Here is a 15366-nt window from a genome sequence, read left to right as displayed (position 1 = left end):
ATTAATAAATAAAAAACGTCTGTGAATACAGGCGTTTTTTATTTACCCATAAGGGTTAAAATTTAATATTTTCACAGGTTAAAGAAACCTAAGAATGACGATACATACAGTATTTTTAATATTACTATTCGCATGTATAAATAAACCACAAACATTCCTGATACTTGAGAAGAATGGCAAAATATCACAATAAATTAAATGCTGGATTAATTATGTAAATAAAGATATCTTGCATACTAAAAACAAATATGTTATTATACTTAAAAATATCTATGAAGGGAAATAATAATTTAAAAATACAAACTTTTTTCAATAATGTGAATTAAAATTTACAAATTATAAAATATTGCAATAAAAGAATGATAGAAACTATCTGACAGAGATATTTTGTTTTTTAAAGGTGCAACTGACGGGTGTCATTACAAGGTAACATAACAACGCCAAAACCTTGGCGCTACATAACGGATGCCCCGATGAATATAAAGCTCAAATGCCAGATAAGGGAGTGGTACAGTGAAAATTCCATTAAACTAAAGCTCAGACCAAAAAAATATTCTGAGTTTGGGGTGATCTGTTATGAAAGAAAAAGAAATGATAAACACAATCGAAACAAAAGCCAAAAGTATTGTTGGTTCGCTGGTGATGACCTGTCCGGTCTGCGGCAAAGAATTTGTCTGTAATAAAGCGCATCATGTTTATACGGCTTTGATCAAAAGAAAGCGCTACTATTATTGCAGGTACTCCTGCTTTAAAAACAGACCTGGCGCTAAGTAAATTTCCAGTGATGATTTTGCTAGTAACATGGAAATGTTTTAGTTGAAATATAATTTCCCCGGCTGCCTGACAGTCGGGGGATTAATATATTGAATTTTAAATAACTGAAGGACGGCGGAACTTGAAGAAAGTTTCACTGTCTTTTTTTATTGCGCAAATTTTTATAACAAACTTTACAAAGCTTTAACAAAAACAGCGTTTAGATTTAATCAAAATCAGCTATTATACATAACAGAGCTCGGAACTAAAAAATGTGGAGGGTAGGAATGATGATGAAAAAGAAAATTGCGGCGCTGCTTTTGGCAGCTGCCAGCGCGATGGTCTTTACAGGCTGCGGCAGCAGCGATAACCAATCCAAAGGCAGTGTTGAGAAAAAGGTGCAGATCGAATATTGGCATGTGGCTTCCGAAAGCTTTGGCGGTGCGACAGTCAAAGAACTGGTAGCTGACTTTAATGCCAAACATCCTAATATCCAGGTCGTAGAAAAATATAATCCTGATATGTATAAAGGGCTGACCCAAAATCTGCAGGCTGCTATCGCTTCCGGCAAAAATCCCGACGTTGTGCAGATGGGCTGGTCGTATTTGAACTATGCCGCTGAAAATCTTAAATATACTGATCTGCAGTCAACGATCGAAAAGCAGGCGCCTGAAGATAAAAATTTCCTGAAAGACAATTATCTGCCTAATGTTTTGGCTTTAGCTCAGACTGACGACGGCAAACAAATCGGTATCCCGTATTCTATCAGCGTACCGGTGCTGTTCTATAATCCTGAAATCTTTACCGCGGCAGGGCTTGATCCCAATAACCCGCCTAAAACCTGGAAAGAGGTAGTGAGCGCGGCGAAACAGATCAAAGACAAGACCGGCACTATGGGCTTTTTTATGCAGGAATATGCTGATAACTGGACCCAACAGGCTATTATCGAATCCAATGGCGGCTCGATGCTGAAAAATGAAGGCGGCAAGGTCAAAGCCGGCTTTGATACACCCGAAGCCGCAGAAGCCTATCAACTGCTGGCCGATATGGTGAAAGACGGCAGCGGCCTGCATGCTACTAATGAAGAAGGCTTCCAGGCTTATCTGTCCGGCAAGCTGGGCATGGTTTGTACTACGATTGGCAAACGTGCCAATTTTGAAAAAAGCGCCAAGTTTAAAGTCATGGCTGCTCCTTTCCCGCAGTTTGAAGGCAAAGAATTGAAAGTTCCTGCCGGCGGCAACTTCCTGATGCTGTTCTCTAAAGATGCTGATAAACAGAAAGCCGCCTGGGAATTTATCAAATATATCGAATCTCCTGAAGCTCTGGCTAAATGGAGTACCGGCACCGGTTATCTGCCGCCGCGTAAAGGTGTGGCCGAAGACCCCAACGGTTTCAAAAAGATGATCGAAGAAAACAAAAATATCCAGGTCGCTTTGTCCACGATGCCTAATCTGGTGAAATGGGCCAGTTTCCCCGGCGCTAACGGTCTGCAGGCCGAGCAGCTTTTGATCGACGCCCGCGATATTATTCTGAGCGGTAAAGAAACTGCTGCGCAGGCTCTGCACGAAACGTCAGAAAAGATCAATAACTTATTGTAATACTAATGTTTGAACCAATCAGGGTGCTGCTTGCTGCGGTATCCTGATTTTTACCAAAGGAGAGTTGTTATGAACAAAGCCAAGTGGCCTGCGTTTTGGTTTCTGCTGCCGGCGGCGCTGCTGTTTATAGTTTTCTTTTACTGGCCGCTGCTGCAGAACTTATATCTCAGCTTTTTCAGCTGGAATATGATCAGTCCGACGATGAAATATGTAGGGCTGGCCAACTACGGTGCTATTTTAGGAAGTAAAGAATTGTACAAGATCATCGGCAATACGATCGTTTTTGTGCTGATCATGCTGCTATTTAATTTTGTACTGCCATATATTTATTCGTTTATCATGGGTCATCTGCTGCAGCGCGGTAAAATGTTTTACCGTTCCATACTGTTTCTGCCGGCCACCTTATCGCTGGCAGTAGCAAGTATCCTGTTTCTGTGGCTCTATAATCCGCTGGCCGGGCCTATCAGTATCGTGCTTTCGTGGTTTGGTCTGGAATCGCCGCGTTGGTTCAAGGAAAACCTGCTCGTTATTTTTTCCATCTGTACGATCATTGGCTGGAAGGTGTTTGGCTATAACCTGATCGTGATGCTGGCGGCAATGGTTGCCGTACCTAAAGAAATGATCGAAGCCGCCAAACTGGAAAATGCTTCTAACTGGACGATCTTCCGCCGCATCATTGTGCCAATGACATCTTCGACGGCGATCTATGTTTTTACTATTACTGTAGTTTTCGGCTTGCAGTATGTGCTGGTTCCTGTCAATATGCTGACGCAGGGCGGGCCGGATCAGGGCAGCTCCAATCTGGTCTATATCGTATACCAGTACGGTTTTATTTTCTTCCAAACCGGTAAGTCGGCAGCGTTTGCCATTATCACTATATTCTGTTATATGGCGTTCCTGTACCTGAAAAATAAATACCTGGAGAAAAAAGTTTATTATGAAAACTAAAACACATCAAGATCTGTGGTGGCACCTGCCGCTTTTGGCAGCGGTATTTATCCAGCTGTGGCCGATAGTTTTTATGGTTTCTACTTCGCTCAAGGATATGGACCAGATCTTTCAGGCGACGCTGAACCCTTTGCCGCTGCCACCGACGCTGAATAACTATCTGACCGTTCTGGGCAATTTTCCGCTGTTTACTTATATCTATAACACCTTTTTTATTGCCGCCTTTGTCACGGTATTTAAAGTGCTGACCAGTGTTTTGGCCGCCTTTGCTTTTATTTACTATGATTTTAAATATAAAGAAACCGTTTTTAACAGTATGCTGCTGACCTTTTTTATTCCGATCACTGTGCTGATCATGCCGAATTATCTGCTGATGAGCAAACTGGAGCTGCTGAATACGCCCTGGGGCGTTATGCTGCCGCAGTTTGTTGACGGTATGGGTGTATTTTTGATGCGCCAGACCATGCGCGGCATACCCAAACCCTTGCTGGAAGCGGCTGTTTTAGATAATGCAGGACCGCTGCAGGTACTGCGCAAAGTGGTGCTGCCGCTGATCAAGCCGTCTGTTATCGCGGTCGGTATCCTGTTTTTTATCAACTCATGGAACGAATATTTCTGGCCGCTCTTGGTGCTGCAGGACAAAGAAACCTACACCCTGCCGCTGGCTCTGCAAATGTTTATCAGTGCTGAAGGCGGCAGCGAATGGGGCATCGCCATGGCAGTCGCCACGCTGACCAGCTTACCGCCGCTGGGCTTATATCTCATCTGTCAGAAATTTATACTCAATACCTTTATGCAATCGGGGGTCAAAGGATAATCTATGAACAGTATCGTATTTGAAAATGTCTGCAAATCCTACGGCGATGCCAGGATCGTCAAGTCGCTCAACCTGGAAATCAAAGAAGGCGAACGCCTGATCTTGCTGGGGCCGTCCGGCTGCGGTAAAACTACCACGCTGCGCATGATCGCAGGTTTGGAGGATATTACCAGCGGCCAGCTGAAAATGGAGGGACAGGTAGTCAACGACATTGCTCCCGGCGAGCGCAATATCGCTATGGTTTTTCAAAGCTATGCCCTGTTTCCGCATCTTTCCGTCTGGGACAACATAACCTTTGGCCTGCATATCCAAAAGCTCCCGGAAGAGGAAATCAAAAAAAGGGCCTATGAAGCGCTGAGCATACTTAATTTGCAGGGCTACGAAAACTATAAGCCCAAGCAGCTTTCCGGCGGGCAAAAGCAGAGAGTGGCTTTGTGCCGTGCCTTGGTCAAACAGTCACCTTACTTTCTGCTGGACGAACCGCTGTCCAACCTGGACGCCCAGCTGCGCCAGCAGGCCAGAACAGAGCTGGTGCGTATCCACGAGATCTATAAACCGACAATGATCTACGTTACACACGACCAGGTGGAAGCAATGACAGTGGCTGACCGCATCGTAGTACTGAAGGGCGGAGAACTGCAGCAGATCGCCGCTCCTGATACGATCTACCGTCATCCCGCCAATACGTTTGTCGCCGGCTTTATCGGCGCACCGTCGATGAATATCGTCAAAGCCCGTTTTGACCGTGACTGTATCTGTATCGGCAAAGCCGTGCTGCCGGTACCGGAACTTTGGCGTCAGGTGATCGGCGAGAGGCGTGAGCTGCTGCTGGGCATTCGCCCCGAACACTGCCGTTTGAGCAGCGGCGCTGCCGTGCAGGGCAGTATTACCTATGTCGAAAACACAGGCCATCAGCGTACTGTTGAATTGCAGCTGGAAAGCGGCGAAAACATCTGCGTCACCGTCAGCGACCGTAATGCCGATGTACACAGCTCCTGCGGCATTAACTTTAGCTGGGATGATGTGAGCCTGTTTGACGCCGCCAGTGGCAAAAATATCGGCTATGTTGAACAAGGGGAGGTTGTTGCTGATGCAATGGGCTGTCAGTGATCTGGCTTTTGCCGGCTTCAATAAAAAATATCTCAGCGGCTTGCCGCTGTCCTATAACATAGAATTCTTTTATGAATTCGGTACCGACCATTATTGGGATAAGGTGCTGCTGCCGCTGGCGCAGAACAATAAAGAAAAACGCACTTTTTCGATCCATGGCCCCTGCGTAGCCGTAAATCTGGCTGACAGCAGTGATGAATATTATTTAAAGGCCTATGCTGAAACCTTTGCCTATGCCCAGAAAATCAAAGCTGAATTTGTGGTAGTGCATACCAACGAAGGTTATCATGGAGAGGCCAGAGCAGTAAGAGAACTGGTTTATCAGCGTTTAGGCGAAGTGATCAGCCTTGCGCAAAGCTATGGCGTGCAGGCAGTCATTGAAAACGTAGGCCTGCGTCCCTGCGGTTCGTTACTGTTTGATTTTGAGGAATATCTGGAATTGTTCGACCGGTATCCTCAGGCGCTGGCACTTTTGGATACGGGGCATGCCCATGTCAACGAATGGGATATTCCTGAAGCCGTCAGGCGCCTGCAGAAAAAGCTGCTGGCTGTACATGTGCACGATAACGATGGCAGCGGTGACAGTCATCAGCCTGTAGGGCTGGGGACGATCAAATGGGAACCTTATTTCGCCGCTATCAGGGATTACGCTCCCCATGCCTTGCAGATTTTGGAATATGCCTATATCGAACCGGGCATACTGACGGAACATCTGCAAAAGCTGGAAAGCCGCTACGGTGCGCTGAGATTTTAAAATATAAATTATTTTTAAAACTGCCCACAAATTAAACAGACCTATGACTTTTACAGTCATAGGTCTGTTTAGTTTTTTTTACTGAGAGAATTTTGGAAGTTGGCGTTCTGTTTACAGGTGGTTGAATGAGTCGCGGGACTGGTACCACCGGGAACTTTGGCGGCTATCAAAACGTATGGGCAATAACGAAACCAAACTGCGTCGAAAATATCTGTTCGTATGTCTTGTGGGGGGGTACAACAGTGCTATAATGACAATGGGTATAACTTATTTAAAATACTTTTGATTAAAAGCTTTAAAAATACGCAGAAAATTTAAAGGGAGTACTGGGTGGGTTTTGAGGTACCAACTTTTTGAATGAACTTTAGGGGAGGTAAGGGAAGATGCAAAGAGGAACAGGACTTTTGTCTAAAAAAATATTGGCGTCACTGCTGAGCGGCGGAATGCTGCTGCTGCCTAATTGGGGTTATGCTTTGCCCAGCGGCGGCAATGTAGTGACTCAAAACGGCAGCATTGTGACTAATGGCAGCAGCATGAATATAACCGGCAGCGGCAATGTGGCCATCAACTGGAACAGTTTTGATATCGCCCAGAACGAAACTGTGAATTTTCAAAAGATGAACGCTGTTTTGAATTATGTCAGCGGCGGCAGCAGAAGTGAGATTTATGGCAAGATCAACGGCGCCGGTGTGAATATGTTTTTAGTAAATCCCAGTGGTGTTCTGTTCGGCAAAACGGCACAGGTCAATGTCGGGCAGCTGACGGCATCGACACGCAGGCTGGAAGCAGGTGCGCTGACGGGCTTTAACGGCAGCCTGGCACCGTTGACGGCAGCAAAGGCGGCTGAAGTCCAGGCAGACATTATCAATTTGGGCAAACTGAAAGCGGGGAAGCTGGTATTGGAGGGCAACAATCTTTCGATCATTGGTGCCGACACTCTTGATGTAGCTGACAAAAGTCAAATCACGCTGCGGGCCAACGAAAATATCAATATCGGCTATGAGGTGACTGATAAAACAACGATCGACGTAGGCGATGGACTGGGTAATATACATCAGGTCAGCGATTACGGCAAAGGCGGCGGCACGAAAGCCAGCGACGTTCTGAGCAGTGCTTCTGTTACCGACCTGACCGGCGGCGCTACAAGCATCAACGACGCTATGCTGGTACACGATGTGTATGAACTGCAGGCTATTGATAAAAATATCGGTAATGTCAATGGCAGTAACTATGTGGTGGGCAACTACATGTTGGCTGGGGATATTGATGCGGAGGTTACTAAAAACTGGAACAGCGGCCGGGGTTTTGATCCTATAGGACGTCTGGAACGTGTTTCCGATGATGTAACAGGCAGTTTTAGCGGCAATTTTGATGGTATGGGTTATAGCATCAAAAATTTGTACATTAAACAAATTGAAAATTGGGATGATGGTTATATAGGCTTGTTTGAAGGTATTGGCAAGGGCGGCAGCGTGGGCAATGTAAATATTGCCGGCGGACATATTGAAGGAACGTCGAATTTCGGCAGTATTGCCGGATTGAACTGGGGCACGATTTATAATATTATCAATTCTGCCGAGCTGGTCTGTAGCAGTGGCGGCGTGGGTGGTATCGTTGGGACTAACGGCGGCGTGATTCGTAATGCTGTCAATAACGGTAGACTGACAATAGACGGCAGAAGCGGCGGTATTACTGGAAGTAATGGCGATACTGTTTGGGGAAACGCCGGTATTTTGATCGATGTCAAAAATAACGGCAATATTACTTCTGAAACTATGGGAAATATTGGTGGCATAACGGGCAGCAACAGTGCTGGCAGTTCGATCACAGGGGCAGAAAATACAGGACTAGTGGAATTAAAGGACGGTGGCGGCAGTGAGGTTGGCGGGATCAGTGGAGATAACGATGGCCTGATCGAAAACGTCAAGAACAGCGGAATTATTAAAGGGCATATATATGGCACTAATATTATGGGTGTCAGCTGCGTCGGTGGTATCGTGGGTGAAAACAATGCTGGCGGTGTTGTAAAAAATGCGGAGAACAGCGGTGCTGTAAGTGGAGACAGTACAGTTGGCGGCGTTGCCGGCAGTAACGAGGGCAGGCTTGAGGCTACGCGGAATATTGCTGCCGGTACAATTACAGCGAACAGAATGTCTGTAGGCGGTGTGACCGGATATAATACAGGCACTATCAAAGACAGCTATAATAACGCAGTAATAAACTGCGGCACTATTTATGCCGGTGGTATTGCAGGGTCGAATGGGACTGGAAACCTTAAAGGGTCAATTATTAACAGCTATAATACCGGTGCGGTAACAGGCAATAATCTTGTCGGTGGTATCACCGGCAGAAATGATCCCGGTTCTTTGATCACTGCCTCTTATAATACCGGCAATGTTACCGGCATAAAAGCGGATGGAAGTGGATTTTCTCAGGTTGGCGGTATCAGTGGTTACAATAAAGGTACTATAAATGGTGAAAGCTACAATACTGGCAGCGTTGAAGGTGTTGGAAAAGCTGTCGGCGGCATCGTTGGTTATAACTATGAAACAAGTGATATCAGTAATGTTTATAATACTGGCAACGTAACAGGCAGTGATTATTATGTTGGTGGCATCGTCGGATATACTGCCGGTGATATTGTAAATGTTTATAATACTGGGAACATTAAAGGAACACAATACGTTGGCGGTATAACAGGCCGCGCTCAAAGCGGAAAGATAGAAAACAGCTGGAATACCGGTAAAATCACAGGATCACATTATTTGGGAGGTATAGCAGGTTATAGTGCCGATACTATCAGCGAATCCTATAACGAAGGTGAAATAATCGGTACTGGCTCCAGCCAATATCTGGGAGGAATCATAGGATATGCTAAAGATACATTGAGCAATGTCCATAATACTGGTAATGTCAGCGGCGGGGTTTATTATCTTGGTGGGATAGCAGGGTTTACTGTCAGTGATATCGTTGATGCTTATAATAAAGGCGCTATTGGTAATAATGGTGCTAAACAGGTCGGAGGAATTGCCGGACAAAGTAAGGGCGCAAGGGTTACAGGCTGTTGGAATTCCGGGATGATAACAGGGATACAATCTTTAGGCGGGATCGTAGGTTATAATAGCAGCGAAATCAGTAATTCTTATAATGAGGGTGACATAACAGGTGATGGAACTACAACTTTTGCTGGCGGTATAACTGGTTACAATATTAACAGCGTTGTTACTAATGTTTATAATTTGGGCAGTATAACAGGCTGTTCTGCAAATTTTGGCGAAATCAGCGGCGCAGGTAACAGCACTATTACTAATGCGTACTATAAAACTGATGCCGGTTACAAAAAATATGACGACGACACGGAATACGTCACTGTCGAAGCCTTTAACGAAGCCTTTCTGGCAGGGATGCAGGAAAGCGATAAAGCTTTGTGGCTGACCTACGGCGACAAAACGACGATGCTGTTGAAGGGTCTGCTGAAGCCGCTGGACATCAATATCGGCAATATCGAAGCAGAATATACTGGCAGCGACTATACAGGACTGGCGCAGGCGATCGCCGACAAACTGGCTGAACAGGGTATCATTATCGACGTGGCTAAGCTGCTGGCCGATAGTAAAACAGAGATCGGGGAATATGATTTGAGCGACTTGCTGTATTCGACGCAGGACGGTTATGCACTTAACGTGACCGGCAAGCTGATCATCAAAGAAAAAGCTGTTGATCCTGTACTGCCTGTGGAGCCTGTTGCACCGATGGCTGACGCTAAATATACCGGTTCACTGACGCATTTGAAAACGGAAAAAACACAGCAGGAGGAATACCGCAATCTTGATAAACGCAGAAACAATCTGCTGGAATATGTTTCAGTAGTTGTAGACGGTGACGGGATCAAGCTGGAAGAAACAGAAGAATAATGCTAATAAAAGATAAATAAAATTGACGCTGGCATGAAAAATTTAATTCACTGCTTTTTAATCGTATCAGTCAAGAAAAAGCAGACACTATTAAGATTTATGTTTTTAACAGTGTCTGCTTTTCTTTTGTGTAGGATGTTTTTACTTTTTGCGCCGCTGGTTGAATGAGTCGCGGGACTGGTGCCACCGGGAACTTTGGCGGCTATCAAAACGTATGGGCAATAACGAAACCAAACTGCGTCGAAAATATCTGTTCGTATGTCTTGTGGGGGGGTACAACAGTGCTATAATAACAATGGGTATAACTTATTTAAAATATTTTTAATTAAAATCCCAAAAATACGCAAGAAAGTTAAAGGATTTAATCGGGAAGAAAGACGGAGAGAGTATGTACGATGAAAGCTGCCTCAAAAAACTGGGAGGCCGGATCAAGCTGCTGAGAACGGTCCGAGGCATCAGTCAAAATGAAATGGCAAAAGCGTTATCTATCAGTCAGACTCATCTGAGCAATATTGAAAATGGCAGGGTCACTGTCAATTTAAGGTTTTTGGTTCGTGCGGCAAATGTGTTTGACTGTACGTTGGAGGTTTTTTTTCAGTTGGGGGCTGTCGAAACTACAAAGGCGGAAACCGCATACAGCAGTTATTCGCTGGAGGAAGTAAAACAACTTTTAGAAACATTGCAGCTTGGCAGAAAGACAGAAAAGAGTGGCTTGGGCTAAGTCCGTTTTGTTCTGAAAGTGCAGTAAGGATATACGGGAAAGTTGATGAAAAAGAGTAAAGAGGAGCGAATAAAAGTGTTAAAAAATGTGGAAAAAGCTTTGGCGGCAGTATTGAGTCTGGGGTTGGCAGCATCTGCCTGGGCGGCGCCGTCTTTGCCAGGCAGTAATCCTGAGGTCAGAGCTTTAGAACAGAACCGCGGCGGCAGACAGCCGCAGGCAGAAGTGCAGCAGGAGGAACAGATGCCGGCACCAGTAGAAGAAATGCCGCAGAAACTGCTGCTGAAAAAATTTGTTTTTACCGGGCAGCAGGAAATAGACGCTGCAGAACTGACCAGAGTCACACAGGCTTATCTGGACAGGGAAGTGACTGTTGCGGAACTGGAACAGGCTGCGGCCAAAGTAACTGATTATTGCCGGCAGCAGGGCTATACGGTGGCAACAGCCTTAATACCACAGCAGAATGTGCAGGATGGTACTGTTGAGCTCAGGATCTTTTTAGGTACTTTGGGGAAGGTAGTAATTGACAATACTTCGCGCTTAAATGCCGATACGGCAGCTGCTTTTGCCGCTGTATTGCAGCCGGGGAGCTATGTAAGAACGAACAGGATCGAAACAGTTCTCAACAATTTCAATGATCTTCCCGGCATCAGTGCTGCTGGAATTTTGAGTGCCGGTGAAGAAATCGGCAGTACAGATCTAACTATTACTGTCAGCGACAGTAAAGCGGCCGAAAGTATTATCTATACTGATAACTACGGCGGTAAATACAGCGGCCGTTACAGGTACGGTTTTCAGACAACACTTAATGATCCCGGGCGTACAGGTGATAAAATTTTTGCCGGCGGGTTGCTGAGCAATGAAGATCTGCACAACTATAATTTTGGTTATGAGATGCCGCTGGGCAGCCGTGGTACAAGGCTGGGGATCAGCTACAGCCTGATGGACTATACTTTGGGTGATTATTTTGCAGTACTGGATGCCGTAGGACGGGCAAAAACTTTAAGTATTTACGCGTCAACGCCGCTGGTTAATACCAGCAGCAACCATTTAAGTGTTATCTATGGTTATGATAACAGGCAGCTGAAGGACGAAATGAGGAGCTTTGGCGAGCTGGGCAGCAGCAAAAAACACAGTAATACGCTGCACGGCGGTGTTGTGGGCAATCATCGCAGCAGCAACGGCGTTACAGGCTACAGCGCTTTGTACTATTGGGGGAAACTCAGCTATGATGATGCCAACAATCCTTATACCGAAGGCAGTTTTTCAAAGTTTACGACTGATGTCAACCATATTCGGCGTTTGGGCAATACTATCAATCTGCATCTTAATTTCCACAGCCAGCTGGCCAGCAGAGATCTGGACGGCAGTGAGCAGTTCAGCCTGGGCGGCGCCGATGGCGTGCGGGCCTATCCGCAGGGTGAAGCCAGCGGCGACAGCGGTTATCAGGCTACAGTCGAGTTACGTTATGCGACACCGGTGCCTTATCTCAGTCTGGCGGCTTTTACAGACTGGGGCGAAGTCACGCTGTCTAAAAGCTATGGTCAGCACCGCAATCTGGCCGGTTGGGGCGTAGGTATAGAATATGCAAGGCCCAATGATTATTTTCTGCGGCTGGACTATGCCCGCAAGCTTAACGGTGAGGCGTTCCAAAGTGAAGAACAGGATAAAAACGGCAGACTGTGGTTTTTGGCGTATAAACTTTTGTGAGTGAGGTTTCGGGGAGGTAAAGGAAGATGCAAAGAGGAGCAGGACTTTTGTCTAAAAAAATATTGGCGGCGCTGCTGAGCGGCGGGATGCTGCTGCTGCCCAACTGGGGTTATGCTTTGCCCAGCGGCGGCAATGTAGTGACTCAAAACGGCAGTATTGTGACTAATGGCAGCAGCATGGATGTAACCGGCAGCGGCAATGTGGCGATCAACTGGAACAGCTTTAATATCGCCCAGAACGAAACTGTGAATTTTCAAAATATGCAGGCCGTTTTGAATTATGTCAGCGGCGGCAGCAGAAGTGAGATTTATGGCAATCTTAAAAGCGGCGCTGGCGTGCATGTGTTTTTAGTAAATCCCAGTGGTATTCTGTTCGGCAAAACGGCACAGGTCAACGTCGGGCAGCTGACGGCATCGACACGCAGGCTGGAAGCAGGTGAGCTGAGCGGCTTTGACGGCAGTTTGGCACCGTTGACGACAGCAAAGGCGGCGGAGGTGCAGGCAGACATTATCAATCTGGGCAAACTGACAGCAGGAACACTGGTATTGGAAGGTAACAATCTTTCGATCATTGGTGCCGACAGTCTGGATGTAACGGACAAAGGCCAAATCACGCTGCGGGCCAAAGAAAATATCAATATCGGCTACGAGGTAACAGCTAAAACGACGATAGATGTTGGTGACGGCAATGGTAGTACGCATCAGGTAAGCGATTACAAGGACGGCAGCGGTACGAAAGCAAGCAGTGTCTTGAGCGGAGCTTCTGTTTCTGATCTGACAGGAGGAACCAAAAGCATCAACGACGCTATGCTGGTGCACGATGTATATGAGCTGCAGGCGATAAATAATAATGCGGAAGAAAAATACAATGATAAATACCTGGCATATAAATATGTGCATGGCAATTATATGCTGGCAAACGATATAGATGCGTCTGCCACAAGCACCTGGAATGATGGCAAGGGGTTCGTTAGCATTGGCCAGTTGAAACAGTTGACAATGGGGACGCCACAAGGATTTCAGGGTGGTTTTACCGGGGTGCTGGATGGAGCAGGTTACACAGTGCTGGATTTATCAATAAACAGAAGTGACGAATTATATGTGGGTCTATTTGGCGGCCTTACCGAAACAGCCGCAGTAATGAATCTAAACATTACGGGTAATGTTTTGGGCAAGAATAACGTTGGGGCGATTGCCGGCAAAAATTTAGGCATGATCAGAAATGTTGTTAATAAGGCTAAAGTGAGCGGCGTATCATCAGTCGGCGGTATCACCAGTATGAATTATGGGCGCTTGGAATCAGTGACCAATGAGGGCGCGGTGACTGGCACAGGCAGTAATGTTGGCGGCATTGCTTGTTCTAATGGCGCTTCAAGTTCACAAACGGGAAGTATTATTGACGCCAAAAATACTGGCAGTATCAAGGGTAATGGTAATGTTGGCGGTATTGTTGGCACTAATCTTGTCAATAGTATTATTGCAGATGCCAGTAATAGTGGTGAAGTAACAAGTACAGGTCAGTACACTGGTGGTATCAGTGGAATAAATAAAGGTTCTCTAACCAACATCGATAATTCTGGCAAAGTAACAGGAACAAATCAAGTTGGTGGCATCAGCGGTGTAAATCATAATAACGCTAGCTCATCACAAAATGCAGGAACCATAGATAAGGCAAATAATACCGGAGTAATTAGCGGCAGCGTGAGTGTTGGTGGTATTGTCGGTGAAAACTACAGCAATATCTCTAATAGTATTAATAGCGGCGATGTTATCGGAACACTTCAAAAGGCTGGTGGTATCGTCGGTCTGAATGGAATGCTCGATGCTAAGAGTGGGACGATAGAGAATGTCATTAACACTGGGTTTGTTACTGGGAAAACCTTTGTCGGCGGTATTGCAGGGTATAATAAAGCTGCTAAAATAGAAAATGCCCGTAATAGCGGTAAGGTGAATGCTGATGTTGATGGTTTTGGACAGAGTCTGGCTGGCGGTATTACAGGGTATAATTCTAACAGTGGTCAAATTTTTTCTGCTGTCAATACAGGAGTTGTGTTTGGGCAAGGCAGTTTTGTCGGCGGTATTTGCGGAGCTAGCGATGGGGCGGCTACTACAGTCGAGAATGCCTATAATATCGGTAACATTACAGGCACGGAAGCGGTTGGGGGGATCGTAGGTTCTAATGATAACGGCAACACTCTAAAGAATGTTTATAATACCGGCACAGTCAGCGGCAGTAATGCTTACGGCTCTGTCATTGGTCAATCAGACAATGGCGGCGCTATTACCAATGCTTATTTTGCAACTGCTGCCGGTTTTCAAAAATATGGCGACGGTACGAAATACGGCACTGTCAAAGCCTTTAATGAAGCTTTTCTGGCAGGAATGCAGGAAAGTGATAAAGCCTTGTGGCTGACTTATGGCGACCATACGACGCCGCTGCTGAAAGGTCTGCTGAAGCCGCTGGACATCAATGTCGGTAATATTGAGGTAGGATATACCGGCAGCGATTATACAGGACTGGCGCAGGCGATCGCCGACAAGCTGGCCGAACAGGGGATCATCATCGACGTTGATAAGCTGCTGGCCGACAGTAAAACAGAGATCGGGGAATATGATTTGAGCGACTTGCTGTATTCAACGCAGGACGGTTATGCACTTAACGTGACCGGCAAGCTGATCATTAAAGAAAAAACAGTCAATCCCGATCCACCAGTTAATCCAGAACAGCCGGTAGAGCCTGTTGTACCTGCCTCTGACGCTAAATATACCGATTCGCTGACGCATTTGAAAACAGAAAAGATGCAGCAGGAGGAATACCGCAATCTTGATAAACGCAGAAACAATCTGCTGGACTATGCTGCAGTAGTTGTGGATGGTGACGGTATCAAGCTGGAAGAAACAGAAGAGTGACGGCATAAGCTAAAATAAAAATACTGTCTGGGTAAAAATATGGATGGCCCCCTGCTTTTGGCAGGGGGTTTACTTTTGTAAAAGAATAGTGAAATTTGCCTGATAGGTAAGTTTTTTGGTATAATATAACGATAC

At 45.9% G+C, this 15366-nt stretch carries 10 protein-coding genes; all 10 read left to right on the top strand.

Annotation, left to right across the window (positions count from 1 at the left end):
* Positions 1–576 precede the first annotated feature (576 nt).
* The 10 genes from Q4G98_RS05735 to Q4G98_RS05690 all read left to right on the top strand — a co-directional run bounded on the left by Q4G98_RS05735 (position 577) and on the right by Q4G98_RS05690 (position 15231).
* Positions 577–774, top strand: coding sequence for a hypothetical protein (locus Q4G98_RS05735; protein ID WP_177560687.1), 198 nt, complete (start codon positions 577–579; stop codon positions 772–774).
* Between the two features lie 272 nt (positions 775–1046).
* On the top strand, positions 1047–2351 hold the full coding sequence (locus tag Q4G98_RS05730) for an ABC transporter substrate-binding protein (RefSeq protein WP_366935075.1): 1305 nt from the start codon (positions 1047–1049) through the stop codon (positions 2349–2351).
* Positions 2352–2420: 69 nt separating this feature from the next.
* A complete protein-coding gene (locus Q4G98_RS05725; protein WP_298565023.1) occupies positions 2421–3299 on the top strand; it encodes a carbohydrate ABC transporter permease in 879 nt (292 codons plus the stop codon).
* Complete coding sequence (locus tag Q4G98_RS05720) at positions 3289–4116, top strand: carbohydrate ABC transporter permease (RefSeq protein ID WP_298565020.1); 828 nt, start codon at positions 3289–3291, stop codon at positions 4114–4116. Before Q4G98_RS05725 ends, Q4G98_RS05720 begins: the two co-directional genes overlap by 11 nt.
* Positions 4117–4119: 3 nt before the next feature.
* Positions 4120–5226, top strand: a complete 1107-nt coding sequence (locus Q4G98_RS05715; protein WP_298565017.1) for an ABC transporter ATP-binding protein — start codon at positions 4120–4122, stop codon at positions 5224–5226.
* Positions 5207–5980 carry a sugar phosphate isomerase/epimerase gene (locus tag Q4G98_RS05710; protein ID WP_298565014.1) on the top strand — a complete coding sequence of 258 codons (774 nt, stop codon included), beginning with the start codon at positions 5207–5209 and terminating at the stop codon, positions 5978–5980. The genes Q4G98_RS05715 and Q4G98_RS05710 overlap by 20 nt, the downstream gene beginning before the upstream one ends.
* Positions 5981–6363: 383 nt before the next feature.
* Positions 6364–9894, top strand: a complete 3531-nt coding sequence (locus Q4G98_RS05705; RefSeq protein WP_301961888.1) for a GLUG motif-containing protein — start codon at positions 6364–6366, stop codon at positions 9892–9894.
* Positions 9895–10282: 388 nt separating this feature from the next.
* A complete protein-coding gene (locus Q4G98_RS05700; protein WP_293720362.1) occupies positions 10283–10615 on the top strand; it encodes a helix-turn-helix domain-containing protein in 333 nt (110 codons plus the stop codon).
* Positions 10616–10690: 75 nt separating this feature from the next.
* Positions 10691–12322 (top strand): ShlB/FhaC/HecB family hemolysin secretion/activation protein, encoded by a 1632-nt coding sequence (locus Q4G98_RS05695; protein ID WP_298565007.1) that lies wholly within the window; start codon positions 10691–10693, stop codon positions 12320–12322.
* 26 nt (positions 12323–12348) lie between these two features.
* Complete coding sequence (locus Q4G98_RS05690; RefSeq protein ID WP_298565004.1) at positions 12349–15231, top strand: filamentous hemagglutinin N-terminal domain-containing protein; 2883 nt, start codon at positions 12349–12351, stop codon at positions 15229–15231.
* Positions 15232–15366 lie beyond the last annotated feature (135 nt).

Origin of the sequence: uncultured Phascolarctobacterium sp. (genome assembly GCF_958349595.1) — a bacterium.
Lineage (GTDB): Bacteria > Bacillota > Negativicutes > Acidaminococcales > Acidaminococcaceae > Phascolarctobacterium.
The sequence above is the reverse complement of the archived record's forward strand: the minus strand, read 5'-3'. Positions and strand labels throughout refer to the sequence as shown.